We start from the raw sequence: 25,867 nt of genomic DNA on the forward strand, positions 1-25,867 counted from the left end.
ACTCCCTTACTAATTTTGATTGAATCTATTACATCTTAACGTTATTAACGTGTTTGTAGTGTTGATTTCTCTCGGTATTAATAAACCAAGGTTTATAAAATTCAGTCTCATTTCTTTATATTTCTCCATTTTTTTACATATACCTTTTTTCTAAATCTCTGAAATAAAAAACAGGCCAAATGGCCTGTTTTCTCATAATTAATCACTTTGTCTTTCAATTGACGTGGCAAACAAAATATCCCCTAGCCGTTGTGATGCTTCTCAAAATATTTTTTCTCTCAGCATCATTTTGTCCTTCTGCTAACTCTTCGTACATATTTTCTGAGAGTCCAAAATCCATCGTGGGGTTCTCCGATATAGGTCGTTGACATTTTGCCACAAGGATTTATTCGATTAACTCCTGCCCCATATAAAATACGAGTTATCTCTAAAGCCTCTTCCTTGTCACAGCTAAGACCTACTGTTTGTAAGTATCCACTATGGCTTCTTAAAATGTTCATTAGATTTTCACGCTTTATTGGCATTACCCATATATTGCGGTAAAGCGGAGATGCTTTCAAGCGAGGCTTATAATCAACCATAACACTATAGTTTGTCTCCTCATTATTTATTAATCTCTTTTGTCCTAGAATTTCTTCCATTTTAATAAGCTCACGTGTCCATGTAATCTCTGCTTCCGTATTTATTGGCTTTTGCTTTGCCGGGTACTTTTTCGATGTTTCTTCAATCTCTCTTGCAAGCTTATGTGCAAAATCCTCTAGCTCGTCATTATTGTCGGTTTCATAGAACACACATTGAGGTGAGCTACAATACTGTTGTTCACTTAAACATATATCTAGGGAAAGTCCTTTTAAATCATCTTTTAGGGATTCATTTTGTGTAAAATATGCAAAGCTTATTCGATGGCCCCATTCTATTAGGGAGGTGGATGGAGGTGCTAATTGCCTAACTCCTGCTATTGCTTCGTCAGAACCCCAAACTACTATGGCATCCACGAGATTTGCAATTTCTTTAAGAAGTTCTTTTTCATGGGAAGCTATATCGAATACATAAATGTATGGTTTAAGTCGAGGTTCTATGTCAACTAACTGCTTTAGCAGTGATACAGATATTCCTCCTTCATAGGAGGGTAGTTTCAATATATTTATATTCCCAGATAAAAGTCCCTCAATAATACTGAGTACCGATAATCCGATCTCATTTCCTGCTCCTATATGCATTAACACTCCAAAGGGCTGATCCTTTTCCTCAATGCCTTCTTCAACCTTACTCCATACGAAGGGTTTCTCTCCAAGCTCTCTATGGACCTTTTTAGTAAGTGATTCTCTACTCAGTCCCTCCATTGTCGTCTGTATAAAATCCTTGGCCTTCCAATTTGTCATGCCACTACCTACCAATAAGCCTTCTAGAACTAAGGGATTCATTCCAGCCACTAGCTTATCTACTGCATCAATAACTATATGAGTATCTAATTCTAAAATTAAATCATTTTTTAGTATCTCCCCGAGTTCCTCTATACGGTTATCCAACTCTTCTTTCGAGATCAATTCGCCTCTAAAGATATTATTCATGACCTACCCCTCCCATCAGCTCTGTAGCGGTAATAGCGCAGGACTTTGACTTACTAGTTCCAGCTCTTCCTAGGATTTCAAAGTAAGGAGTTGTGACTCCGCAGCCACAATTCTTTCCATCTCTTAGGACTGCCATATCCCCCATGATAGTCGAGGAAATAGGCATAGATGATACCAATGGGCTTATAAAGTTTAAGAAACCCGGACTCTCATATCCAAGGGGCTCTAATGTTTTTACATCACGTATTACAACTCTACTCCATATTGGAACATGCATATGATGATTTTTACATTCTGGGTAGGCAACACTATGTTCAACGGCACTAAAAAAGTCTCTACAATTCTCAACCTTTATGCCAAGTAGCTCTTCTACCATTTTATAGAGCTCTGGCTTACTAATTTTACTATCGTTATATTTCTTCCAACCCCCACCCGTAAGAATTACAGATTTTTTATTTAATCTTAGAGGTTTTATATTTAGGCTTTTAAGCATTTTCAGCATCATGTATAAATAAGATGGAAATCCTAAAATCCTTACTGGCAGCCTTTGTTTTTCAAAGCGTTTAAGTGCCGATATTATTCCAAAGTAATCAATCTGATAGCTATCTCCTGTCCATCTTAGTGCATATGCCTTTTCTTTGGCCGGTGCAAAGCGCATCATACCATGAAGAACCTTAACATTTCCCATTTCATTTCCAGGTCTTGGCTCATATCCTAGGAGTAGATAATTAGTCGGAATAATTGAGATGAGTTTGTGATACCTCATCGACTTAATTATCATCTTAGTTCCCAGTTCTAATGAACTCTTATCCAAGAATATTTGACTCTTTTGTCCTAATGTACCCGATGAGGTAGCATGGACTTCTACCTTAGATTCATCTATGCTTAGTATCTTATGGTATTTAAAAAAATGGGCTGGAATAGGTGGTATATCGAATAAGTCTTCTATAGACTTGATTCTATCTGGGCTAAAGTTTCTCTTGGCTAATAGCTTATTATAGAATTCACAATTAAGACGATGATGCTCTATAGATTCAATCATAGCATCTATAAATAACTCTTCACTGCCTTTATGGTCATAAATTTTACTATATTTAAACAGACTCTCTCTAGCTTTCATGCTTTCATCTCCTAATTATAGAGAGTTCCAAGTAAATCTTAATTTATATATATCAAAATATCCGATGTTTCTTGGGATTTTTAATGTGTATAAATTAAAGTTTTGACTAGAATCTCTATATAGTAATGCTAGTTTAAGGATTAATCAATTTTCTTACTTAATACTTAGTATAATATTATAACTGTAAATCCCATCAAAAACTTTGTTTCCAATCCTTTTTCTAACTACCTCTATAAATTTATTAATTTCATTATCTGTTGATTTTATATTTCTTTTTATAACCTCTTGTAAAGCTCCCTGACTAAAAATAAAACCTATCAAATCGTCGGCATTCATTTGTACTTTGTTATGAACTAATATTTCTTTCATAAATCTAAAATTTTCTGATGCCTTTATAGTCTCAATATATTCTTTCCTACTCCAAAGCTTAACCTTTTCTTCTTCCTTAATACCATTATCCAAGATACTGTATACCGTTTTGAATAAATCATTATAAGCTTTTTCTACTACCCAATCACCTACTGTCGGAGAACTATGATAGTACATAGCAAAAACACCTTCGTCTAATAATACACGCGATACTTCTTTTACTGTAGTACTTGGTTCCATCCATTGAAATGAAGATGAGCAAGTAATAATATCCGCTGAACTAGATTTAAGTCCTGTATCATTACCATATCCTAGTTGAAATTCAACGTTCTTTGAATTACTACCTTCATGGGACTTCTCCTTTGCTTTGTTTAACATATCCCTATTAGGGTCAATACCTATGACCTTATCTGAACGATCCTTCCAAATATATGTTGATAACCCAGTTCCACATCCTAAATCCGCTACTAATGATGGGGGCTTATCAAGATAATTAATTAAAGTTTCAACTATAATAGATGGTGGCACAGGTCTGAATTTATCGTAATCGTCAGCGAACCCATTAAATCTTTCTACATTATTTTTAATGACTTTTTCAATATTCATATTTATTCTCCTTTTATGTACAATTATTTCTAAATAATATTTAATGAAGAACTAGGGTTAGGCTAAACTTAAAACTTTATATCAGTTTTCATATCACATTGAAAATATAAAATTATTTAAGCTTAACTTCCATCTTACTTTGTTATAATTTACAATTCATTACTTCTATTTTTTTCCACAAATCCCTTCATATTTCTCAAATTAAAAACAGGCCATGCCAATAGAAGGGGTTTCTTTCTCTGCTTTTTCTATATTAATAACAAATCACTCCTAGTTATTGTCCCTTATACTTCCACATACCATCACACTTGTACTCCAATACAAATATAATAATTAGGAGAGATCCCCGTGTACCTATAAATATAAAGGAGTTGATAAAGTGTCGTCATGTTGTTCAAATTTCACAAATTTTCTATTACCAGATAATATAAGAAAGTTGCTGAAGAAATACAGTTGGATTAGACAAAAAATCCTTAAATTTAAAAATGCACAATACCTAGTGCTTACAAATAGAAGGAATAAAAGAAGATATTTCATACAGGTTGTAGAAGAAGGTGTTTATCATGTTGAATTAAGAAGGTTGAACACAAGAAACAATAGGGGTATTCTTATAACATCTAGGACTTTTATTATAGAAAGACCAGACCTCGTTGCAAAGCAAATAAGTGAATTATTAAAACAAGATGAAAAACAATTAGTTACAAAACCATACCCTCCAGGTTTTATGACAGATATAACCTGCACTATAACCCAAGATGTTGGTAAAGGAGTATTCCCGTGGCCAGACAAAGTATTCGCTCCTTATGTAGACACAACCAATTGGCCCTACTATAATATTGCTACAAATGCTGAAGAAACAGGCGTACTATATTATATATTAGGATTTATTGTTGCAGCGAGTGCAACAAACTGCACACCCACATGGGCTACCTTCTTCGATATTTGTAGCGTACCTCAGTTAGATGAAATTAAACAGTTAAGAGATATGGGTGGAGATGTCTCTGCTTCATTTGGAGGTCAGGCAAATACACCTATATGGACGTGTGCTACTGATGCAGAATCCTTAGCTGATTGTTATAAAAAAATCATTGATTTATATGACTTTAGGCGAATTGATTTTGACATCGAAGGAGCCTGGTTAGATAATACAGATGCTAATTCTTTAAACGCTTCCGCATTAAAAATCTTACAAGATGACCTACTAACAGAGCCAATAGAAATATGGTTGACGCTTCCTGTTGCAACTTACGGTCTAACTTCAAGTGGACTGGAGGTTGTACAGACCATGATTGATGCAGGTGTTAATTTAACAGGCATTAATGCTATGACCATGGATTATGTACCTGTAGAAGATGATATGGGGCAAGCATCTATAGATGCCCTTACTGCGCTTCAAGGTCAGCTCTCTGATTTATATCCTGATAAAAGTGGTGAAGAGATATGGCAAATGATTGGAGCAACACCCCTAATAGGTGATAATGACATTGCAGGTGAGACTTTTACCTTAGATAATGCACAAACATTGCTGGATTTTGCCCAGAGCGTTAATATGCGATTATTATCTATGTGGTCTTCCAATAGAGATCTTTGTCTTTTTGATAATGAATATTCATCAATCTTTAATGACTTTACCACATAAAGAGCTTTAGCAATAGCCTTATATTTTTGTAATATACTAAGAAGAAATCATATTTGAAATCGAAAACAGGCCATATCAAATGACCTGTTTCTCTCAGCCTATGGCTTATCAATCCTAAACTCTCTGGCTTCTAAATCTGTGTGATAAACAAAACGTCCCCTGACACCTTTCTTATTCGCAGTAAATTAGGGATCTGACTCCTTTATATCAAAATAGTATTTTAATTAGTCTACTGAAATTTAATAATAACACGTTTGAATATACTAACGCTCCTAAACCTAAACTAGGTGAAAATACATTAGATATTTTAGGTAATTTCCTAAGAATTAATGAGACAGAAATAGAAAACTTAATTAAAGAAAAAGTAATATAGATAGTAAATCACATCTAATATTTATTAATATAAGCAAGGGGCTGTCTCATAAAGAGTTCTCATGAGACACCCCCATTTATTGTTCTTTAATAGCCTTTCCATTTAAGGATAAATTAGTATGCTATTTACAACTGGTCTTTCTCTTCCGTCTGATGGCCTATTTAAGACTTCACCATTGTAGTAAAATGCACTCGAACCTCCACCATCTAGGTTATATGCATCTTCCACTCCAAGTTCTAATAATTTATCTTGAAGTCTTTCAAGACTAACTCCATTACTCCATTTTCCTTGACGACCATCTATAACTATCATAATCAAGTCTCCATTACTATATCTTCCAAGAATAGTTCGAGGATGCTTTGTTTCTTTCCACGGTTTTGGAAGTGGAATCTTCTTACCATTCTTAAGCAGCATAGGTACAAAGCTTACCCCTTGGTATGGCTCAAGGTTAAGTATATCTTCAAGTTTTCTTGGAACGGTCCCTATAACTTGTCCTTTTTTATTAATACCAGCGAAAAAGAAATTCTCACCATCTTGATAAAATGGCTCTAAAAGCTTACCGTCAACAACAGTATTTGCTGTCATCTTTACATACTTCTTCCCGTTCTTTTTTGTTGGAAAGAATCCCCCTCCGTTTATAGCAAGTATTGCATTATTTCTCTTTGCCATACTAGATACTGTTTCCACCTGTCCTAGTTCATCTTTTGCTATAGCGACTTTAAAGGCCGAGGGATCAAATAGCTTCACCTTTGCAGTATAACCCCTATAACCCAACTCTTTCAGTTCGAAAATCTTTATTTCAACTTTATCAGAAATATGTGCCTTTATTGCTGGGCCGAGCATTTCTAATATCTTTTTTTCATAAATATCTTCAGAAAATTTCTTCTGCTTATCACTGAGATTAGAAAGCTCTGTAATTTTATCTCCTTGTTTATTAAAGGTTTCACGTTGGTCTTTTGCTACTTCATGAAATTTATATATTTGCTTTTCTAGGCTTACAATATCTTCGTGGAAGTTTTCGGTTACTTTATGCAACCCCTTAATATCCGTTTCAACCTCCTCTAAAGGGAGACTCAAAGCACTAGAAGTTTCAACAAAATCCATACTAACTAGCATTAAAGCTAGAAAAGGAGCTACTAAGAAAAAAATAAAAATATTAATTTTTCCCATTTGGTGCCTCCTCTAAGATTCTAAGACTCTCTTGAAGCTTAATTAATTTATCATCTAAATACTTAAGCCTTTCTTCTATATTTTCTTGGATATCGTTACTATCTGATAAGGTTGAATCTGCGTCTCTAACCTCTCTCTTTAGGTCTTTTATTTCTTCTTGAAGTCTATTAATATCAGAGCTAACTATTTTTACCTCTTCACTTAATTGCTTAACTTCCAATGCATTAGTTTGCATAACATTATTTATAGATGTATCAATATAGTCCTTTGCATAAACATATCCATAATATACAATACCACTCCAAAGGCCTATACATGTAATCGTAAGAAAAATATTAAGCAATACTTTCTTACTTTTCTTTTTTTTATCAGCTTTTTTAGTACTAGTTTCTCTAAGTTCATAGTTTTGTAATTTTATACTTTCTGACATAAAATCCCCTTTACTATTATGATTTTATAGATGCACTCCATATAAATAACCTTGAGATAGTTTAATAACAATTCCATTATAACACAGTATTTAACTCAACTTCGTTTACAGATTATCTAAATCACTCCAAATATATCCATTGACTTTTTTCGTTTGATAACAATAAAAATACCAAATTATTTATCTGATTATCTCAGAAACAAATAAACCACTGCGCAATTATTACATAGCTTTTCTTAATTTTAAATCTCTACCCTCAAACTTTTTATAATATGTTAAATATTTCCTTATAGATATAAGTATAGCCTTATTTGACTAACTATAACATAAAAAAATGAGGGGGCTAGCATTGAGATTATTTGATTTTATTAAAAGTCAATTAATAGACGTAATCGAATGACCCAATTCTTTACTTCTATTTATTGCCATGAGATTCTTTATACTTTTAAAATTAAAAACAGGCCATTTCAAATGACCTGTTTTATCATAACTTATTATTATATGCAATTTACCTAACAATATGTCCTATTTTACTGGGAAAAAGGCATATTGCTTCTAGGGTAGCTTTTATTTATTATATGTACTTTCTAGTTGATATGGCAAACAAAGCGTCCCCTGCCTTATGAAGTACACCAGACGGTTCTGTAATATATCACTAAACCGTCCTTCGACATATTATGATTCACTTGCTAATGCTGCTATTCTAATATCGCTTATGGAGACAGCACTTGTATTTCCTGGCGACCCAAAAGGGGTAACAGTTACAAAATAGTCACAGCAACCAGGACATGTTGTACAGTCACAAGCAATAAATTGGAAAGCACCTGTGCTCCTTGTAATGAGATCAAAGTTTTCAAGCACCCATACTCCTATTGGTACGGATATTTTATTATCACACATTCTGAATAATTCAATCTGTAATTGTAGTGTTAAAAGTGCAGGGTTGAATAGAAAAGTTTCAAAGCTTATAACGCTAGAAAACTCGATATTTACCATAGGCTTGCATAGGTTCGTTGTGTCGATGGCAACCTTACCTACTTGTACTCTGTCTGTGGAAGCCTCAGTAAACTTCATTACCCCTACTCCATTGCCACATTCAAGTATCATTTCTTTAGGTCTAGGATTTCTTATAATAAAATTAGGGCTACCTTTCTTTTCATATCCTTTATAGTAATCATCATTAAAATGGTCACTAGAACCCTGAGCAAATGCATTTATTCTAGCGTTGTCAATAGTCACATCCAACGAATCAAAATCTGCACTTAATTCATTAGCTGTAAGGATTACAAAATATTCACAGCAGCTTGACGGAGCTTTGAATTCACAAAATGTAAAATTAAAGACTTTCTCTGTCTGTTCAGCGGCCTGAGAACCAGTTTTATCAAATCTCCAAATTCCGCGTGACAAAGGTTCTCCATCACCACAAACTCTGAACAATTCAAACTCAAGTTTAACATCTGCAGCATTTACTGTTGAAATATTACATGCAAATTCAATTAGTACCTTGGGATTTATTAAGCATGTCGTATCCACTGTAACATTAGCTATTCCGGCAGATGGTGGAATGGCCTCAGGTATCCTAAATGATACGCTCCCGTTCCCATTTCCACATACAGCTAGTATATCCATAGGCTGAGGATGTTTTTCTTTTCTATCGTTACCCTTTAAATCATAAACTTCAGATTGATTATTTTGACAAGACCCTAATGATTGAGCAAATGCAGCCATATTCCCATTGATTACCATGGCCGTAGCATTGGTAATCTCCACTGGTGTGACAACTACAAAATACTGGCAGCAACGGGAGCAATTTGTACATTCACAAAAATTAAAACTAAATGTTTCTTCTAGACTATCGAATGCAGCAATTGCAACAATAAATTGCTCATACATCCAAGTTCCTAGTAATATTGGATTTGCATTACTACAAGATTTAAACAATTCATATTTTAACCTAACAATTCCACCTTGTATGTTAGTAGCTAAGTTAGTCATACGTACAGAACTGGAAAACTTAATTAATACTTTAGATTTATTTAAACAGGTTGCATTGAGGGTTACATGGGCTAATTGGAAGGGAGCGTCACTTGCTGAGGTAAAGGTTCTGCTTCCTGTTCCCTCGCCACATTCCAGTAATATTTTCCTTAGCATTGTATGATTAGGTTTACATTTAGCAGCAACTTTGTCTGGTTCACAGGCTTTAAGTTCTCCATAGTCATTACTATAGGACATTTATATACCTCCATTTATTTTTATAACTTTTCATCTATATCTAAAATACCTTAATAGGACATATGCTCCATTTTTACTACATCATATGTCCTTATAACAATTTGGTGACTATTTTATCTTGCCTAATCATAAGACAAAGGCAAAAGCTTTTTCTTAATCTGCCTCCTTCTCTTTGAGAAAAATTAGGAAGTTAGAAGGAAGTTAGCTTCAGACCTTCATAATTTTTTATTTCCTAAAGCTTGGACTTCAAGCTCATAACACGTAGGCGTACGACATATTTAGAATATTGCCTTTTAATTTCTCTATCTCATTTCTCTTTATTAAAGTATAAAATTAATTCACCCATCTAGTTAACCACATGTTGAGATTTTGCATTATCTAGGAAGAACCTTGTTTAGCAGGTTAAATTATGAAAGCTTTACTCTAAGCCTATTTCAACACTAATCACAACTCATTATGTCTATTTATTTCCATAAGTTCCTTCATAACTTTCATATTAAAAACAGGCCATATCAGTGACCTGTTTTATCATAATCTATAAGCATCAGAAACACCCATCTTTTATTAAATGTTTGAAAACAATATCTTATTTTACAATTCAAATAAAGTCTTCAAATTTCTTGGTATTGCTTCATACCATACATCAAGTCCAAGCATAAATATTTTAGCTTTAAATTCCTCAGAAAAAGTATCAATAGGCTTTCCATCTAACAACATATTAGTTTCTTCTTCTGTAAACGAGATAAAGTCAATAAAATTATCTACCTGACCATAGTTCATAGGGCAAATACGCTGACATATTAAACAATCATACAATGTGTGATGAGCTGTTAATGGTATCCATGATGGAAATTCACCTGGAGCCTCATTAATATATGATAAACACCTTTGATTATCTATTAAAAATCTATCCTTTGGAATAGCACCTGTAGGACATTTCTCAATACACAAATTACAACTATTACAGACTATTTCATTTTGCACCACTTCAACCCAAGTATCTTCCTCGCACATCAAATCTGAAAAATAAGCTGCATATGAAAAATTACTTCCTAAACCATCAACATACGTAATATTGTTTCGTCCATACTTTGCTAGTCCACTATGCGTACCCAATCTTTTCAATGGTAAATTACCTGCCATCTTAATTGAATTCCCATTTTCCTCTACAAATTTTCTTAAATATTCTTCTGTTTTCTTAAAATCAGGACTTACCAAACTTAAAAAAGTCTTCTTTTTTCCACCTTTAAGAAAATCAACCTTAGCATAAAATGGCTTGTTAATTGCAACGAGTATAATTGAATTAACTTTGAAATCCTCTATCTGTGTCTCAAACTTATAAAGTTCATCTATAATCCATTCTTGAAAATCATTAAGCTCTTCTTGCTCCATACAATTTTCAATAATCTCTTTTAATTCTTTTAAGTGTTCTATTGAAATAACCTTTAATCTATCGCCATGTTCAATAGCAAAATTTTCTAATTCACTTTGCATATTGGTCACCCTTATTTTTCCTTCATTTTGTACACAGCCTTGATTATTAATCCATCTCTTTAGCTTCACTAAATCTTTAGCTAATACTTCTCTTGCCACAGATTCTGTAAACCCTTCTTTAACCTTATAAGGTATACAAGATTCAACCATCTCCTCTAGTGTTTCACCTGGATTACTGAACTTTCCCTTTAGATAACAATATATACAGTAATCTTCAGACCTAGTACCATCAAGATTTTTCCCGTGCATTTCTTTTTTATCCATTTTTATACCACAACTTTGACATATATACATATTAAAATGCCCCTTTATAATATGTTTTAATAAGCTTTTGCCTATATTAGTATTATAAAAAGACTATTACGACAACATTATGTCATAGTTATTATTTATTTTTTTCTATACCTTCAATTAAACGTCTAGTAAATTCTTCTCTCAGCCAGTCTGGTTTGACTATTCTTACATATGGTATTAATCCAGCTAATAAAGAGTATAGCCACTCATCTACTGGATATGCCAATTCAATAATTATCTTCTCTTTTTCAATTCTACAATCCTTATAACTAATAGCCTCTGGAATTCTACCCTGTAGTACTTTATCAACCTCTAATATTATATTAACATTTTCTCTTTTTGAGTCTAAATTATCATCCCATGGTAATACTTCTGGTGTTTCTTTAAGCTCAAATGTCTCTTTAAGTATCTCGCATGATATTATCCTATTTAATTTAAATAATCTAAAGTCTTCCCTAAGATCGCAGTATGCATAGATATACCATGTTGAACCCATCATAGCTGCTGTATATGGACTTATGATCCTATCTGATTCTATAAGGTTTATATCTATATACTTAATTAAAACTTTATGCTGACTATCTCGTGCACTCGAAATCTTATTAATAATGGCATTATCATCAATTAAAGGATTTAACTTAATTACAATTTTTTCCTCATCAGACAGTTTTGGAAGAAGGCTAGAGAATTTATTAAATACAGATTTAACATCTGCATATGGCATAGTCTTTTCTAGGTTCTCTAGAAATGTTATTAGAACCTTAGCTTCATTCTCATTCAAAAAGTTCTTATTTAGTTTATAATTATCAAGTAGTTGATAACCACCATTTTTACCTACATCCGCATATATAGGTATCCCTGCCATATTTAATGTGTCCATATCTCTTTGTATAGTTCTTATAGACACCTCAAAATATTCAGCTAACTCATTTGCTGTAACTTTCTTTCTATTTATTAGTATCATTAATATGCCGAGTAATCTATCTATTTTCATGATATTCCTCCGTTAAAATGTGTACTTAAATACATTTTAACATAAGCTAACAGCTCTATCCTGTTACATATAAAAAATGTAACCCGAATAGAGTCAGGCTACATCAGAAAGGGTCAGGCCTTTATAATTTCTACCACAAAAGGCTTAGTATTTATTGAAGGTATTATTTATTATTTAGACCCCATTATTATAGTAATTGAAGAAAAAAGTTTCACCTAACGTTTCATGTTTCCGACATCTCTGAACCGAACCCTCGAAGCCCTTATCTTGAGCGGTGCTTGCACCCATTGAAAAAATGTTCATAGCAAACAGAGATATTTTGTTATCTGACGTGTCACTTTCACAGTGTCAATCTGTACACAAGTATTTTTTTCTTTTCTTTAAAGCCAGCTTTTAGTAAAGCATTTTCCATTGGAAAATTTAATTCGTCTATATCTGCAATAACTTTACCTATATCTCTACTAAATAAATTCTTAATTCCTTTATTCAACAAATCTACAACGTATCCATTACCTCTTTCTTCTGGAATGACACCTATGTAATTTATTGCTCCAACATTATCTTTCAATTTTTGTGGTATGATTAGTCCAATACATTTATTATTTCTATAACCTATATACCAATTATCAATTGAATAATCTATACTTTTCAATATGCTAAAATAATCTTTAGCAGCTTCCTCAACACCTAAATTCAACGCTGATAATTTGTCTTCTTGGTCTAAAGTTGCTTTTGTTACTTCCTGAATAGTTTTAATAAATAACCGCGCTCCAACTTCCCTTAATGACTTATAAAATAATCTATTTTCATTTTTAAATTCATATAATCTATCTGATATTATAAAACTTTTCTTTGATTGAATTTGCTCCATCCCTATAGCCTCATATATTTTTTTGCTCATAAAAAAAGAATTGTCATCATCTGAATGTACTTGACAATCAACTGATTTAGCTCCTTGCATTTTCATTACCTGTAAACTTTTATTTAATAATTCTTGTCCAATTAATTGAGCATTGTTTCTTTCCCACGGTAACAGTAATCCAAAGATGTATATATTCTTTTTATTATCAGAAGGCGCCCAATATCCTATTCGACCAACAGTTTTACCTTCTTCCTCCATAATAAAGCACCATTTGGGTAAAGATAAGCCATCATCCCAAAGAGATTTGACTGTTTTTCCAAAGTTAGTGCTGTCTTGTGAAAATGATGCGAATTTATTCAATTCTTTCTCTGTAATGCTGTATACTTTCATAATTATTTACCTCCCATTTACTAAACACATGTTAGATAACGTTTCGTATTCCGGACGTACCCAAACTGGAGCACATTGACACATCTTGAGCATCTTGAGTGAGAGGGTCAGGCCTTTATAATTTCATTATTTCCAGTTTGAAAACCACATATTGTTAAGGTATATACTATACCTATTAGAAAGATTATGTACAACATTTCATTTTCCACTACAAGAATATATAGTTATTAGAACTTGACGCAAATCATAAATCATTACTTCTATTTTTTTCCACAAACTCCTTCATTTCTTTAAAATTAAAAACAGGCCAGATCAATGACCTGTTTTCTCATAATCTATTATTATATTTTTCTCAACAATATGTCAGGGTTTACTGGAAAAGGGACATATTACTAACAAAAACGGACATATTGGTCCTAGGGATAGATCTTATTTAACATATATACATATAACCTATCTTTTTTATTAAAAATAATACGTTAAAAATTCAACTTATCTATCCTAATCGCTTTAGCTTCTAAATTTTGTGGCAAACAAAACGTCCCCTTGCCTTCCTAACTTTTAGACGAATTAACTATAATTATATTTGCTTTTCCAATTGATTGATCAATAAAAAACTGTTTGGTTAAGTAAAGATTATGCTCATAATAGAATGTTAAGGTTTTCTTGCAAGCTCCAAATCAATAGTATCATAAATTGTAATCAATCCACCCAATTCATCTATGGTATTTTTAATTTCAGTAAAAAATTTCTTTCTTTTCTTTTCTTCGATAGCAACATGATCGGAGTAAGTTCCTAAAAGTAAAATATATTCATCTGAAGTAAAGGTTCTTGTCCTATAATACATCTTATAATCAGTATCGATAAACCCATATTTATTAGCAATCTTGGCACGATTCTTTGCATTTTCTTCACTATATTCCTTTTCACTGCCTAATACCCCCGGCATATAAACATCATATACTTTTTGTAGAGCCTCATGCATCCCAGATCTACTTTTGTCTTTATAAGGGTGATTGGCAAAACGTGCAAATACGCCTCCGCTTTTTAGCAAATTAAAAACCTTTGTATAACCTATCTCCTCAGGTATCCAGTGAAAAGCCGATGCGGAATAAATTAAATCAAGAGAATTATCTTCACACTCAAAATCCTCAAACTTAACATTTACAACATCAAATTTTCTATAGCAGGTGAATTTCTGCTTTGCATATATTGATAATTTATCACCATATTCTACTGCGGTTAAGTAACAGCCTGTTTCAAGAATAGGAAGTGTAGCTTGTCCTGTTCCGATTCCTATTTCAACGGCTTTGCTTGATGAGTTTATTTTTTTATAAGCAAAAATATCCTCGTACAACTCCTTCACATAAGTAGGACGCCATTTGTCATATTCCTTGTAAACTGTGTTAAAAGTCCATTCAAGTCCTTTGATAATCGGCATAATTGTACCCTCCTATTTTATAAATAATCTTTATCTGTTCTAAATATTAAATGCTCCCTACTATATTAATATAATGTCCCCACATCTTGAGAGGGTCAGGCCTTTATAATTTCATTATTTCCAGTTTGAAAACCACATATTGTTAAGGTATATGCTATACCTATTAGAAAGATTATGTACAACATTTCATTTTCCACTACAAGAATATATAGTTATTAGAACTTGACGCAAATCATAAATCATTACTTCTATTTTTTTCCACAAACTCCTTCATTTCTTTAAAATTAAGGCTCTGTTTAAGAATAATGTTGAAAATGGATATTTTCTGAGTAATTAGGTATAATAAGACTGTACAAAAGATAACGGAGGTCTTGGTATGCCTAGTGTAGAATCAGTAATAAAAGACCTAAAGACTTTAGGAGCAACAGGTCAAGAAGAAGTATTAAATTATCTTGAAGAAGTAATTGTATTAGGCTCATTCGTTACTGAAGTTACAGATGAGGTTAAGGAAAATAGATTTTCAAGGGGAAAAGTATGTCCTCACTGTGACCATGATGAAGTATCAAGAAATGGCAAGTTTAATGGTAAACAAAGATATATCTGCAAGTCTTGTAGAAAAACTTTTAATGATTTTACGCACTCACCAAGATACAATAGTAAAAAAGACACAAGGAAATGGATATTATATTCAAAATGTATGATAAATGGCTACTCTATTAGGAAATGTGCAGAAATAGTTGGTATTAGTGTGCCTACATCATTCTTTTGGAGGCATAAAATCATAGATGCAATTAGAGCTTTTATGGGTATGGGAAGCGTAGGTGGAGTTGTAGAAGTTGATGAAACATTTTTCAGAGAGTCCTTTAAAGGAAATCATAAAAAAAGCAAAATTTTTACCATGCCAAGAAAATCACGCAAGAGAGGGGCAAAGGGTAGCAAAAGTAGTAAAGGTCAGAAGAGAAAAAGAGGCATATCAAATGAACAAGTTTGTGTATTATGTGCTATGGATAGAGTTGGGAATATAATGACGGAACTCATATGTAAAGGCAGGATGAAGCATACAGATATAGAAAGGTTCTTTAAGGATAGGATTGATGGAGATTCTATTTTCTGTACTGACTCACATAAGAGTTATATTAAGTTTGCACAAAATTCAGGCGTTGAACTAAAACAGATTAAGCGTGGAAGACATAAAGAAGGTGTATATCATATACAACACATCAACTCATATCATAGTAAACTCAAGAAGTGGATGGACAGATTTAATGGTGTCGCTACTAAGTATCTTTCAAATTATATGTATTGGTTTAAATGGCTTCAATTCTTTGATACAGAGAAAGATACTATCAAGAGTAAACATCTTATTGTACAGTCACACACTTCTCATTGTGATACAAAACTAAAAGATTTTAAAATCAGGAAAACAATATTTGCATAATAAACTGGGACAATAACATAAAGACACACTTATATGAAAATATGCAATAAGCGAAAGAGGTGTTAACGTTGAATAATTTACCTAATTCAGTAAATATACAATTTGATAAAGTGGCAGAAGAGTATGACTTTGTAAGTGAATTGTTTAATAATAATGATTTTTTCATTTCTAATATGTCATCTCAAAGGGGTATGGCATTAGATATTGGATGTGGTTCAGGAATACTAACGACTGAACTGTCTAAATACTATAATAAAGTCATAGGAATTGATATTTCAGACAATATGCTGAAATTAGCACAATTTAAAAGGCAAAAATCTAATATCAATTATATACATATGGATGCACATTCAATGGACTTTAATACAAAATTTGATTTTATTGTAAGTAGAACCACTTTTCATCATATTATAGATGTTCCAAGCGTATTAAATAGAGCAAAACAACTGTTAGCACCAAGTGGAAAAATGGTAATACTTGATAATGTTTCAGAAGTTGAAACACCTGCAAGATATGTATATGTTATAGGTGCATTATTAGACTTTATCCCAAATTGCTTTAAATACAATACAGATACAGCAATAAGAGTTTTCAAACACAGTACATCAAAATATTGGTTAGAACATTTAGCATCGGATAAGTATTTATCGGAACAAAAATATAAAGAAATTTATGGACAGTATTTACCTAATTGTGTTTTTATAAAAAAGGGATATTTTATGGGTATCATATGGGAAAATAAATAAGTAAGAGATATATGATTAAGAAGCTATTACCCATTATTCTTAAAATACTACATAATGGAACCTTAATATTAAGGTTCCATTATAAAACTTAAATATCAACATTATTCTTAAACAGAGCCAAAATTAAAAACAGGCCAAATCAATGACCTGTTTTCTCATAATCTATTATTATATTTTTCTCAACAATATGTCAGGGAATTACCCACACTTAGAATACCCACAACTCCTACACATCACACATCCGCCTTCATGCTCCACTTTATTACCACACTCAGGACAGGTATTCATTGCCTTACCTTCATATATGGCCTCATCAACACCTATGGTCAGCTCGTTATTACACATCTCTGACATACTACAAAGAGAGCAATTATCTAGGCATCCTGATTCTTCTCCGTATTCTATTTCTTGAGCTATATCTTCGATATTTTGATCATCTGTTATGATGCTCATGTTCATTACCTTTTCTAATGTTTTACCTATAGCATCTGGACATGATAGTACGTTTATACCGTTATTTCCTTTACCTCTTTGTCTTAGAGTTGAGTGGCATCTTATACCCTTTAGCTGCTCTATTATGGCTTCTGCGCTAATTCCTGCTCGTAATCCGATGGATATAAGTCTACTTGTTGCTTCACTCTGACTTGGACATCCACCTGCTCTACCAAGGTTAGTAAAGACTTCACAGATACCTTTCTCATCATAGTTAGCTGTTATGTATAGGTTTCCACATCCTATTCTAACTTTATCAGTGATTCCCATGGTTGTCATTGGTCTTGTTCTTGGAACTATTCCACTAACCTCTGTTGTAGCTACTTCTTCCTCTTTAGCGTCTTTTACTTTACCTATGTTTAATACCTGTCCATCTCTACTTCCATCTCTATATATAGTAACACCTTTACATCCTAGCTTATATGCAAGTATGTAGGTCTCAGCAACTTCTTCTTTAGTGGCATCATGCTTAAAGTTTACTGTTTTAGATACTGCATTATCAACATTGTTTTGGAATGCTGCCTGCATCTTGATATGCCACTCTGGCGATATATCATGGGATGTAACAAAGATTCTTTTTATATAATCAGGTATTTCCTTAATATCTTGTATGCATCCTTTTTCTGCTACCTTCTCCATTAACTCTTCAGAATAAATACCTTCTTTTTCAAGATATTCTTTGAACAATGGATTAACTTCTATGAGCTTGTCATCGTCCATAACGTTTCTAAAGTAGCAAAGTGCAAATAATGGCTCTATACCGCTTGATGCTCCTGCTATGATACTTATAGACCCTGTTGGTGCTATTGTTGTCGTAGTACCATTTCTAAGCTCTATATCCTTGTCTTTAAATATACTTCTATCGTAGTTCGGGAACGTTCCTCTTACACTTGCAAGCTGGATAGATTTTTCATTTGATCTTTTATCTATGAATTCCATAACTTCGTTTGCAAGCTTTACACCTTCAGGAGAGTTGTATGGTATTCCTAACATTACAAGCATATCGGCAAATCCCATTACGCCTAATCCTATTTTCCTGTTTGACTTAGTCATGTCTTCAATTTCTTTTAATGGATACTTGTTTACATCTATTACATTATCTAAGAAGTGTACAGATAGGTCTACTACTTCACCTAATCTTTCATAGTCAACCTTTGCTTCACCATCTATGTTTTTTATCATTTTAGATAGATTTATTGATCCTAAGTTACATGATTCGTATGGTAATAAAGGCTGCTCACCGCATGGGTTAGTACTTTCTATCTCTCCAACCTCTGGTACAATGTTATCTCTATTTATTCTATCTAGGAACACTATACCCGGCTCTCCATTTGTCCATGCCATTGATACTATTGTGTTGAATACCTCAGTAGCATTTAAACTTCCTACTACTTCCTTAGTTCTTGGTTCAAGTAAGTTATATTCACGGTTTTCTTCCACTGCCTTCATAAATTCTTCTGTAATTCCAACACTTATATTAAAGTTATTTAATTCGTCGTTTTCTTCCTTACACTTTATAAAATCCACTATATCAGGATGATCTATACGCAGGATACCCATATTAGCTCCACGTCTTCTTCCACCTTGTTTAACGGCTTCTGTGGCCGAATTAAACACCTTCATAAAGCTAATTGGTCCCGATGCAACTCCGCCAGTTGAATCTACTGTTGAACCTTTTCCTCTTAGTCTTGTAAAACTAAAACCTGTTCCTCCACCACTCTTATGTATTAGTGCTGCATTTTTTACGGCTTCAAATATTCCTTCCATTGAGTCTTCTACCGGTAAAACGAAACAAGCAGATAATTGTCCTAAATCTCTACCTGCGTTCATAAGGGTTGGGGAGTTAGGGAGAAATTCAAGGTTAGTCATTATCTCATAGAATTTTTCTTCAATATTTTTAATTTCTCCTGATGTAGTATACTTTTCCTCTGCCGATGCTATAAATTTAGCTACTCTTCTAAACATGTCTTCAGGAGATTCAATTAGGTTTCCTTCTGTATTTCTTGCCAGATATCTTCTTTCGAGTACAGTTAATGAGTTTGCCGATAGTTGCATGTTCCACCATCCTTGTCTATATTTGGTATTGTTTTCTTTTAAAGTACACTATATATTGTACCATCATCTGTTTTTATAGTCAAAGAAAAAAGATGGTACTAATGCACCATCTTTTTCTTAACCTATTATTTTAAGAATATCTTCTATGGTTTCCTTTGTGAATTCGCCTTTTCTGTATTTACGTTTTGCTACTATTGTGTCTACTTGATTTCCATTACTCATTACTTGCTTTATAAGATTTGGGATTTCGATGAAGGCTCCAAGTTCTTTAAATTCGGTATCTAGAAAAAGAAAAGTTGGTATTTTGGGTTTTCCATCAACCATATGGTCATTAAGATATTCTTCATTTCCTTCTCTTGATACTATCTTCATCTTTATAGCTTCATTTAGGTCACAGATTTTTTTGAGTGCTGGAAGATTTATTACACAATCTGGGCACCATATTTCAGCAAATACTAAGACTTTAACCTCTTTATCTATTGACTGTATTTTAGCTAGTAAATCATCATCAAGCTCTATTGTATTATATATCTTTGATATTTTCTCTATATAAGCTCCATCATCATGGGTCATGAATTCTTCAAAACATATTCCACTATTATATAGGTCTTTAATGTCCAATTTCATCCCCCTTTTGTATTGCATATAAGTTAATTATATCTAACTTTTTTTTATAATACAATTCTATGTCAAGCTTGTCATATCTATTACTATTATTGATTTCTACTGGCTTTTCAGTAATTAATCCCATCAATTACCAATTACATTTTTGTCTTATTCTTTAGATCAAGTAGAGTCTACAGTCAATAATTGTATAAATGAAAAAACCCGTAAAGAAATTTTCTTTCGGGTTTTTATTCATACAAACTGGCAACGACTTACTCTCCCAGGCGGCTGCCCGCCAAGTACCATCAGCGCTGAAGAGCTTAACTTCTGTGTTCGATATGGGAACAGGTGTATCCTCTTCGCTATTGTCACCAGATTTTTCGCTTTTAAGCGAATAAATATCATTAATTTAATTTTAAGTTTGAGGTAATAAATTGTATTTATTCTCTCAAAACTGAACAATGGAAAGTATGGTCAAGTCCTCGACCTATTAGTACCTATCAGCTAAAGACATTACTGCCCTTACACCTTAGGCCTATCAACCAGATAGTCTTTCTGGGGTCTTAATCCATAAATGGATGGGAAATCTTATCTTAAGGTGGGCTTCGCGCTTAGATGCCTTCAGCGCTTATCCCTTCCGTACATAGCTACTCAGCGGTGCTCCTGGCGGAACAACTGATGCACCAGAGGTACGTCCATCCCGGTCCTCTCGTACTAAGGACAGCTCCTCTCAAATTTCCTGCGCCCACAGCGGATAGGGACCGAACTGTCTCACGACGTTCTGAACCCAGCTCGCGTGCCTCTTTAATGGGCGAACAGCCCAACCCTTGGGACCTACTACAGCCCCAGGATGAGACGAGCCGACATCGAGGTGCCAAACCTCCCCGTCGATGTGGACTCTTGGGGGAGATAAGCCTGTTATCCCCGGGGTAGCTTTTATCCGTTGAGCGATGGCCCTTCCACTCGGAACCACCGGATCACTAAGCCCGACTTTCGTCCTTGCTCGACCTGTATGTCTCGCAATCAAGCTCCCTTCTGCCTTTGCACTCTTCGCGCGATTTCCAACCGCGCTGAGGGAACCTTTGGGCGCCTCCGTTACTTTTTGGGAGGCGACCGCCCCAGTCAAACTGCCCACCTGACAGTGTCCCAAGACCGGATCACGGTCTCTGGTTAGAACTTCAGTATTACAAGAGTGGTATCCCAACAACGACTCCGCACAAACTGGCGTCCATGCTTCTAAGTCTCCCACCTATCCTGTACATGCAATACCAAAATCCAGTGCCAAGCTACAGTAAAGCTCCACGGGGTCTTTCCGTCCTGCTGCGGGTAACCGGCATCTTTACCGGTACTACAATTTCACCGAGCCTACTGTTGAGACAGTGCCCAAATCGTTACGCCTTTCGTGCGGGTCGGAACTTACCCGACAAGGAATTTCGCTACCTTAGGACCGTTATAGTTACGGCCGCCGTTTACTGGGGCTTCGGTTCACAGCTTCGCATACGCTAACCACTTCCCTTAACCTTCCAGCACCGGGCAGGCGTCAGCCCCTATACATCATCTTTCGATTTAGCAGAGACCTGTGTTTTTGCTAAACAGTCGCTTGGGCCTATTCTCTGCGGCCACCTCGGGCTATTCACCCTAACGTGGCACCCCTTCTCCCTAAGTTACGGGGTCATTTTGCCGAGTTCCTTAACAGTAGTTATCTCGCTCGCCTTAGGATTCTCTCCTCACCTACCTGTGTCGGTTTACGGTACGGGCACCTTTTATCTCGGTAGAAGCTTTTCTTGTCAGTGTGGAATCAGCAAGTTCGCTACTTATTTTTCGCTCCTCATCACCTTTCAGGATTGCAAAGACGGATTTGCCTATCTCTGCTCCCTACGGGCTTGAACCCACTCAACCAACCGTGGGCTTTGCCTATCCTCCTGCGTCCCTCCATTCCTCAAACGATAAAGTGGTGGTACAGGAATCTTCACCTGTTGTCCATCGCCTACGACTTTCGTCCTCGGCTTAGGTCCCGACTTACCCTGAGCGGACGAGCCTTCCTCAGGAAACCTTAGGTTTTCGGCGGGTAGGATTCTCACCTACCTCTCGCTACTTATGCCAACATTCTCTCTTGTATAAAGTCCACTGCTCCTTACGGTACAGCTTCAGCCGATATACAATGCTCCCCTACCCCTGCCATACGGCAAGCCATAGCTTCGGTAACAGATTTGAGCCCCGGTAATTTTCGGCGCAGAGCCACTCGACTAGTGAGCTATTACGCACTCTTTAAATGAGTGGCTGCTTCTAAGCCAACATCCTAGTTGTCTAAGCAGCTCCACATCCTTTCCCACTTAATCTGTATTTAGGGACCTTAGCTGATGGTCTGGGCTGTTTCCCTCTCGACTACGAATCTTATCACCCGCAGTCTGACTCCCAGATAAAAGAATACGGCATTCGGAGTTTGATAGGCTTCGGTAGGCGGTGAAGCCCCCTAGGCCATTCAGTGCTCTACCTCCGTTTCTCTAAATCTGAGGCTAGCCCTAAAGCTATTTCGGGGAGAACCAGCTATCTCCGAGTTCGATTGGAATTTCTCCGCTATCCACAGGTCATCCGATAGCTTTTCAACGCTAAACGGTTCGGACCTCCACGAAATTTTACTTTCGCTTCATCCTGCCCATGGATAGGTCACCCGGTTTCGGGTCTACGGCATGCAACTAAATTCGCCCAGTTAAGACTCGCTTTCGCTGCGGCTCCAGACCAAAGGTCCTTAACCTTGCTGCATACCGTAACTCGTTGGCCCGTTCTACAAAAAGTACATGGTCGTTCATATAAAGAACTTCCACTGCTTGTAGACATAGGGTTTCAGGTTCTATTTCACTCCCCTCCCGGGGTTCTTTTCACCTTTCCCTCACGGTACTATCCTCTATCGGTCACCAGGTAGTATTTAGCCTTGGGAGGTGGTCCTCCCAGCTTCCCACAAGGTTTCACGTGCCTCGTGGTACTCTGGAGTAGTGCCAAGGATCTTCTTCTTTCACCTACAGGACTTTCACCTTCTGCGGTGGGCCTTTCCAGACCTCTTCGGTTAGAATACCTTCCTCTTTATGGCTCTATCCACAACCCCTAAAGCCGTAGCTCTAGGTTTGGGCTCTTCCCCTTTCGCTCGCCGCTACTGAGGGAATCGATTTTTCTTTCTCTTCCTCAGGGTACTTAGATGTTTCAGTTCCCCTGGTTGCCTCCAACTGCCTATGTATTCAGCAGAAGGTATCTAAGGTTTACTTAGATGGGTTTCCCCATTCGGAAATTCCCGGATCAAAGCTTGCTTGCAGCTACCCGAGACTTATCGCAGCTTACCACGTCCTTCATCGGCTCCTGGTGCCAAGGCATTCACCCTATGCCCTTAATAACTTGACCAGTGAAATTGCTTTTATAGCAATTCTGTTTCTCTCCATTGTTCAGTTTTCAAAGAACAAAATTATAATGGTAGTCTTTTTACCTTTCGATAAAAAACACAAAATTCCTCTCGAACCTAAAGGTTCGCTATAAAATTTTGTTGACTTGGTGGGCTTAAGTGGACTTGAACCACCGACCTCACGCTTATCAGGCGTGCGCTCTAACCAGCTGAGCTATAAGCCCATATTTTATTGAATATCCTTAGACATTCAAAACTAAACAGTGTAAGGTTTTCTCCTTAGAAAGGAGGTGATCCAGCCGCACCTTCCGATACGGCTACCTTGTTACGACTTCACCCCAGTCATTGATTTCACCTTCGGCAGCTTCCTCTTAAAAAGTTAGATAGCTGACTTCGGGTGCCCCCAACTCCCATGGTGTGACGGGCGGTGTGTACAAGACCCGGGAACGCATTCACCGCGACATTCTGATCCGCGATTACTAGTAACTCCAACTTCATGTGGGCGAGTTGCAGCCCACAATCCGAACTGGGACTGGCTTTTTGGGATTCGCTCCAGATTACTCATTCGCTTCCCGTTGTACCAGCCATTGTAGCACGTGTGTAGCCCAGAACATAAGGGGCATGATGATTTGACGTCATCCCCACCTTCCTCCGGTTTGTCACCGGCAGTCTCTCTAGAGTGCCCAGCTTAACCTGCTGGCAACTAAAGACAAGGGTTGCGCTCGTTGCGGGACTTAACCCAACATCTCACGACACGAGCTGACGACAACCATGCACCACCTGTCTCCTCTGTCCCCGAAGGGAAAGGTACGATTAAGTACCGGTCACAGGGATGTCAAGTCCTGGTAAGGTTCTTCGCGTTGCTTCGAATTAAACCACATGCTCCGCTACTTGTGCGGGTCCCCGTCAATTCCTTTGAGTTTCAGTCTTGCGACCGTACTCCCCAGGCGGAGTGCTTAATGCGTTAACTCCGGCACCGAGGGTGTGAACCCCCGACACCTAGCACTCATCGTTTACGGCGTGGACTACCAGGGTATCTAATCCTGTTCGCTCCCCACGCTTTCGTGCCTCAGCGTCAGTTGCAGTCCAGAGAGTCGCCTTCGCCACTGGTGTTCCTCCTAATATCTACGCATTTCACCGCTACACTAGGAATTCCACTCTCCTCTCCTGCACTCAAGCCATACAGTTCCAAAGGCTTACTACGGTTGAGCCGTAGCCTTTCACCTCTGGCTTATTTGGCCGCCTACGCACCCTTTACGCCCAGTGATTCCGGATAACGCTTGCCCCCTACGTATTACCGCGGCTGCTGGCACGTAGTTAGCCGGGGCTTCCTCCTAAGGTACCGTCATTATTCTTCCCTTAGGACAGAGTTTTACGACCCGAAAGCCTTCTTCACTCACGCGGCGTTGCTGCATCAGGCTTTCGCCCATTGTGCAATATTCCCCACTGCTGCCTCCCGTAGGAGTCTGGACCGTGTCTCAGTTCCAGTGTGGCCGATCACCCTCTCAGGTCGGCTACTGATCGTCGCCTTGGTAGGCCTTTACCCCACCAACTAGCTAATCAGACGCGGGTCCATCTTGTACCACCTGAGTTTTGACTAATGCGCCATGCGACGCTATAGTTTTATGAGGTATTAATCACCGTTTCCAGTGGCTATCCCTCTGTACAAGGCAGGTTACCCACGCGTTACTCACCCGTCCGCCGCTTTCCAGTTAATCCTTCATCCGAAGAATCAGTCATAACCTTCTCGCTCGACTTGCATGTGTTAAGCACGCCGCCAGCGTTCATCCTGAGCCAGGATCAAACTCTTAAAAAAAATCTGGCGTTTATATTTCTTTAGCTTGAATTTATATCAAACTAAGGTTTAATTCCTTACACTGTTTAGTTTTCAATGTCCAAAGTTTTGTATTCGTCGTTCATCACCGACGCTTAAATATAATATCATGTTTCAGTTTTTCTGTCAATACTTTTTTGAATCATTCCAATTGGTAATATTTGTATCTCCAATTGTTATTGCTGAAAAACTGCTGCGTTATTTGACGCTTAATTATCTTAACATAATGCATATATCATGTCAAATGAAATTTCTGGAATAGAAAAGTTAGTTATTAAAAGAGGGTATAGATATCTATACCCTCAAATTATTAACCAAAC

General features: G+C 36.1%; 15 protein-coding genes, 1 tRNA gene and 3 rRNA genes. 3 read left to right on the top strand and 16 right to left on the bottom strand.

Annotated elements, in window-relative coordinates:
* Positions 1–284: 284 nt before the first annotated feature.
* From R9X47_RS13870 to R9X47_RS13880, 3 genes are all read right to left on the bottom strand, one after another.
* Entirely contained in the window at positions 285–1,571 is a 1,287-nt protein-coding gene (locus R9X47_RS13870) for an acyl-CoA reductase (protein WP_432667464.1), read from the bottom strand.
* A complete protein-coding gene (locus tag R9X47_RS13875; protein WP_432667465.1) occupies positions 1,564–2,691 on the bottom strand; it encodes an acyl-protein synthetase in 1,128 nt (375 codons plus the stop codon). The genes R9X47_RS13870 and R9X47_RS13875 overlap by 8 nt, the downstream gene beginning before the upstream one ends.
* A 153-nt stretch (positions 2,692–2,844) precedes the next feature.
* Entirely contained in the window at positions 2,845–3,666 is an 822-nt protein-coding gene (locus R9X47_RS13880) for a class I SAM-dependent methyltransferase (RefSeq protein WP_432667467.1), read from the bottom strand.
* Positions 3,667–4,045: 379 nt separating this feature from the next.
* On the opposite strand from R9X47_RS13880, the gene R9X47_RS13885 reads away from it, so the two are divergent.
* Positions 4,046–5,305: a chitinase gene (locus R9X47_RS13885; protein ID WP_432667468.1), complete on the top strand. Its 1,260-nt coding sequence runs from the start codon at positions 4,046–4,048 to the stop codon at positions 5,303–5,305.
* A 475-nt stretch (positions 5,306–5,780) separates the two neighbouring features.
* On the opposite strand, the gene R9X47_RS13890 is transcribed toward R9X47_RS13885, so the two are convergent.
* The 7 genes from R9X47_RS13890 to R9X47_RS13920 form a co-directional block, all read right to left on the bottom strand.
* Positions 5,781–6,848 carry a phosphodiester glycosidase family protein gene (locus tag R9X47_RS13890; protein WP_432667469.1) on the bottom strand — a complete coding sequence of 356 codons (1,068 nt, stop codon included), beginning with the start codon at positions 6,846–6,848 and terminating at the stop codon, positions 5,781–5,783.
* Positions 6,835–7,278, bottom strand: coding sequence for a hypothetical protein (locus R9X47_RS13895; protein WP_432667470.1), 444 nt, complete (start codon positions 7,276–7,278; stop codon positions 6,835–6,837). Before R9X47_RS13895 ends, R9X47_RS13890 begins: the two co-directional genes overlap by 14 nt.
* Before the next feature lie 675 nt (positions 7,279–7,953).
* On the bottom strand, positions 7,954–9,510 hold the full coding sequence (locus R9X47_RS13900) for a DUF4489 domain-containing protein (RefSeq protein ID WP_432667471.1): 1,557 nt from the start codon (positions 9,508–9,510) through the stop codon (positions 7,954–7,956).
* A gap of 591 nt (positions 9,511–10,101) precedes the next feature.
* Positions 10,102–11,298, bottom strand: a complete 1,197-nt coding sequence (locus R9X47_RS13905) for a zinc ribbon domain-containing protein (RefSeq protein WP_432667472.1) — start codon at positions 11,296–11,298, stop codon at positions 10,102–10,104.
* Between the two features lie 91 nt (positions 11,299–11,389).
* A complete protein-coding gene (locus tag R9X47_RS13910; RefSeq protein ID WP_432667473.1) occupies positions 11,390–12,292 on the bottom strand; it encodes a helix-turn-helix transcriptional regulator in 903 nt (300 codons plus the stop codon).
* Between the two features lie 340 nt (positions 12,293–12,632).
* Entirely contained in the window at positions 12,633–13,544 is a 912-nt protein-coding gene (locus R9X47_RS13915; protein ID WP_432667474.1) for a GNAT family N-acetyltransferase, read from the bottom strand.
* 655 nt (positions 13,545–14,199) lie between these two features.
* Positions 14,200–14,985, bottom strand: coding sequence for a class I SAM-dependent methyltransferase (locus R9X47_RS13920; RefSeq protein WP_432667475.1), 786 nt, complete (start codon positions 14,983–14,985; stop codon positions 14,200–14,202).
* Positions 14,986–15,361: 376 nt separating this feature from the next.
* Here R9X47_RS13920 and R9X47_RS13925 point away from each other — a divergent pair, with 376 nt between their 5' ends.
* Positions 15,362–16,423 (top strand): IS1595 family transposase, encoded by a 1,062-nt coding sequence (locus tag R9X47_RS13925; RefSeq protein WP_432666862.1) that lies wholly within the window; start codon positions 15,362–15,364, stop codon positions 16,421–16,423.
* 68 nt (positions 16,424–16,491) lie between these two features.
* A complete protein-coding gene (locus R9X47_RS13930) occupies positions 16,492–17,169 on the top strand; it encodes a class I SAM-dependent methyltransferase (protein WP_432666863.1) in 678 nt (225 codons plus the stop codon).
* A 198-nt stretch (positions 17,170–17,367) separates the two neighbouring features.
* Here R9X47_RS13930 and R9X47_RS13935 read toward each other — a convergent pair whose 3' ends face one another.
* The 6 genes from R9X47_RS13935 to R9X47_RS13960 all read right to left on the bottom strand — a co-directional run bounded on the left by R9X47_RS13935 (position 17,368) and on the right by R9X47_RS13960 (position 25,529).
* Positions 17,368–19,716: a vitamin B12-dependent ribonucleotide reductase gene (locus R9X47_RS13935; RefSeq protein WP_432667476.1), complete on the bottom strand. Its 2,349-nt coding sequence runs from the start codon at positions 19,714–19,716 to the stop codon at positions 17,368–17,370.
* A gap of 117 nt (positions 19,717–19,833) precedes the next feature.
* Positions 19,834–20,337 carry a thioredoxin family protein gene (locus tag R9X47_RS13940; protein ID WP_432667477.1) on the bottom strand — a complete coding sequence of 168 codons (504 nt, stop codon included), beginning with the start codon at positions 20,335–20,337 and terminating at the stop codon, positions 19,834–19,836.
* A gap of 244 nt (positions 20,338–20,581) precedes the next feature.
* Positions 20,582–20,698 (bottom strand): 5S ribosomal RNA (gene rrf, locus R9X47_RS13945).
* 94 nt (positions 20,699–20,792) lie between these two features.
* Positions 20,793–23,715: ribosomal RNA gene (locus R9X47_RS13950) — 23S ribosomal RNA — on the bottom strand.
* A 145-nt stretch (positions 23,716–23,860) separates the two neighbouring features.
* Positions 23,861–23,937 (bottom strand) — tRNA-Ile (locus R9X47_RS13955).
* 59 nt (positions 23,938–23,996) lie between these two features.
* Positions 23,997–25,529, bottom strand: a 16S ribosomal RNA gene (locus tag R9X47_RS13960).
* Together the 16S, 23S and 5S rRNA genes with 1 tRNA gene alongside form the textbook arrangement of a ribosomal RNA operon.
* Between the last annotated feature and the right edge of the window lie 338 nt (positions 25,530–25,867).

The organism is Wukongibacter baidiensis (assembly GCF_050888315.1).
Classification (GTDB): domain Bacteria; phylum Bacillota; class Clostridia; order Peptostreptococcales; family Caminicellaceae; genus Wukongibacter; species Wukongibacter baidiensis.

Excerpts from the sequence above, each read along its gene's own strand:
- R9X47_RS13875 (WP_432667465.1), bottom strand. The coding sequence starts at position 2,691 with ATGAAAGCTAGAGAGAGTCTGTTTAAATATAGTAAAATTTATGACCAT.
- R9X47_RS13895 (WP_432667470.1), bottom strand. The coding sequence starts at position 7,278 with ATGTCAGAAAGTATAAAATTACAAAACTATGAACTTAGAGAAACTAGT.
- R9X47_RS13915 (WP_432667474.1), bottom strand. The coding sequence starts at position 13,544 with ATGAAAGTATACAGCATTACAGAGAAAGAATTGAATAAATTCGCATCA.
- R9X47_RS13880 (WP_432667467.1), bottom strand. The coding sequence starts at position 3,666 with ATGAATATTGAAAAAGTCATTAAAAATAATGTAGAAAGATTTAATGGG.
- R9X47_RS13905 (WP_432667472.1), bottom strand. The coding sequence starts at position 11,298 with ATGTATATATGTCAAAGTTGTGGTATAAAAATGGATAAAAAAGAAATG.
- R9X47_RS13920 (WP_432667475.1), bottom strand. The coding sequence starts at position 14,985 with ATGCCGATTATCAAAGGACTTGAATGGACTTTTAACACAGTTTACAAG.
- R9X47_RS13870 (WP_432667464.1), bottom strand. The coding sequence starts at position 1,571 with ATGAATAATATCTTTAGAGGCGAATTGATCTCGAAAGAAGAGTTGGAT.
- R9X47_RS13910 (WP_432667473.1), bottom strand. The coding sequence starts at position 12,292 with ATGAAAATAGATAGATTACTCGGCATATTAATGATACTAATAAATAGA.
- R9X47_RS13890 (WP_432667469.1), bottom strand. The coding sequence starts at position 6,848 with ATGGGAAAAATTAATATTTTTATTTTTTTCTTAGTAGCTCCTTTTCTA.
- R9X47_RS13935 (WP_432667476.1), bottom strand. The coding sequence starts at position 19,716 with ATGCAACTATCGGCAAACTCATTAACTGTACTCGAAAGAAGATATCTG.
- R9X47_RS13900 (WP_432667471.1), bottom strand. The coding sequence starts at position 9,510 with ATGTCCTATAGTAATGACTATGGAGAACTTAAAGCCTGTGAACCAGAC.
- R9X47_RS13925 (WP_432666862.1), top strand. The coding sequence starts at position 15,362 with ATGCCTAGTGTAGAATCAGTAATAAAAGACCTAAAGACTTTAGGAGCA.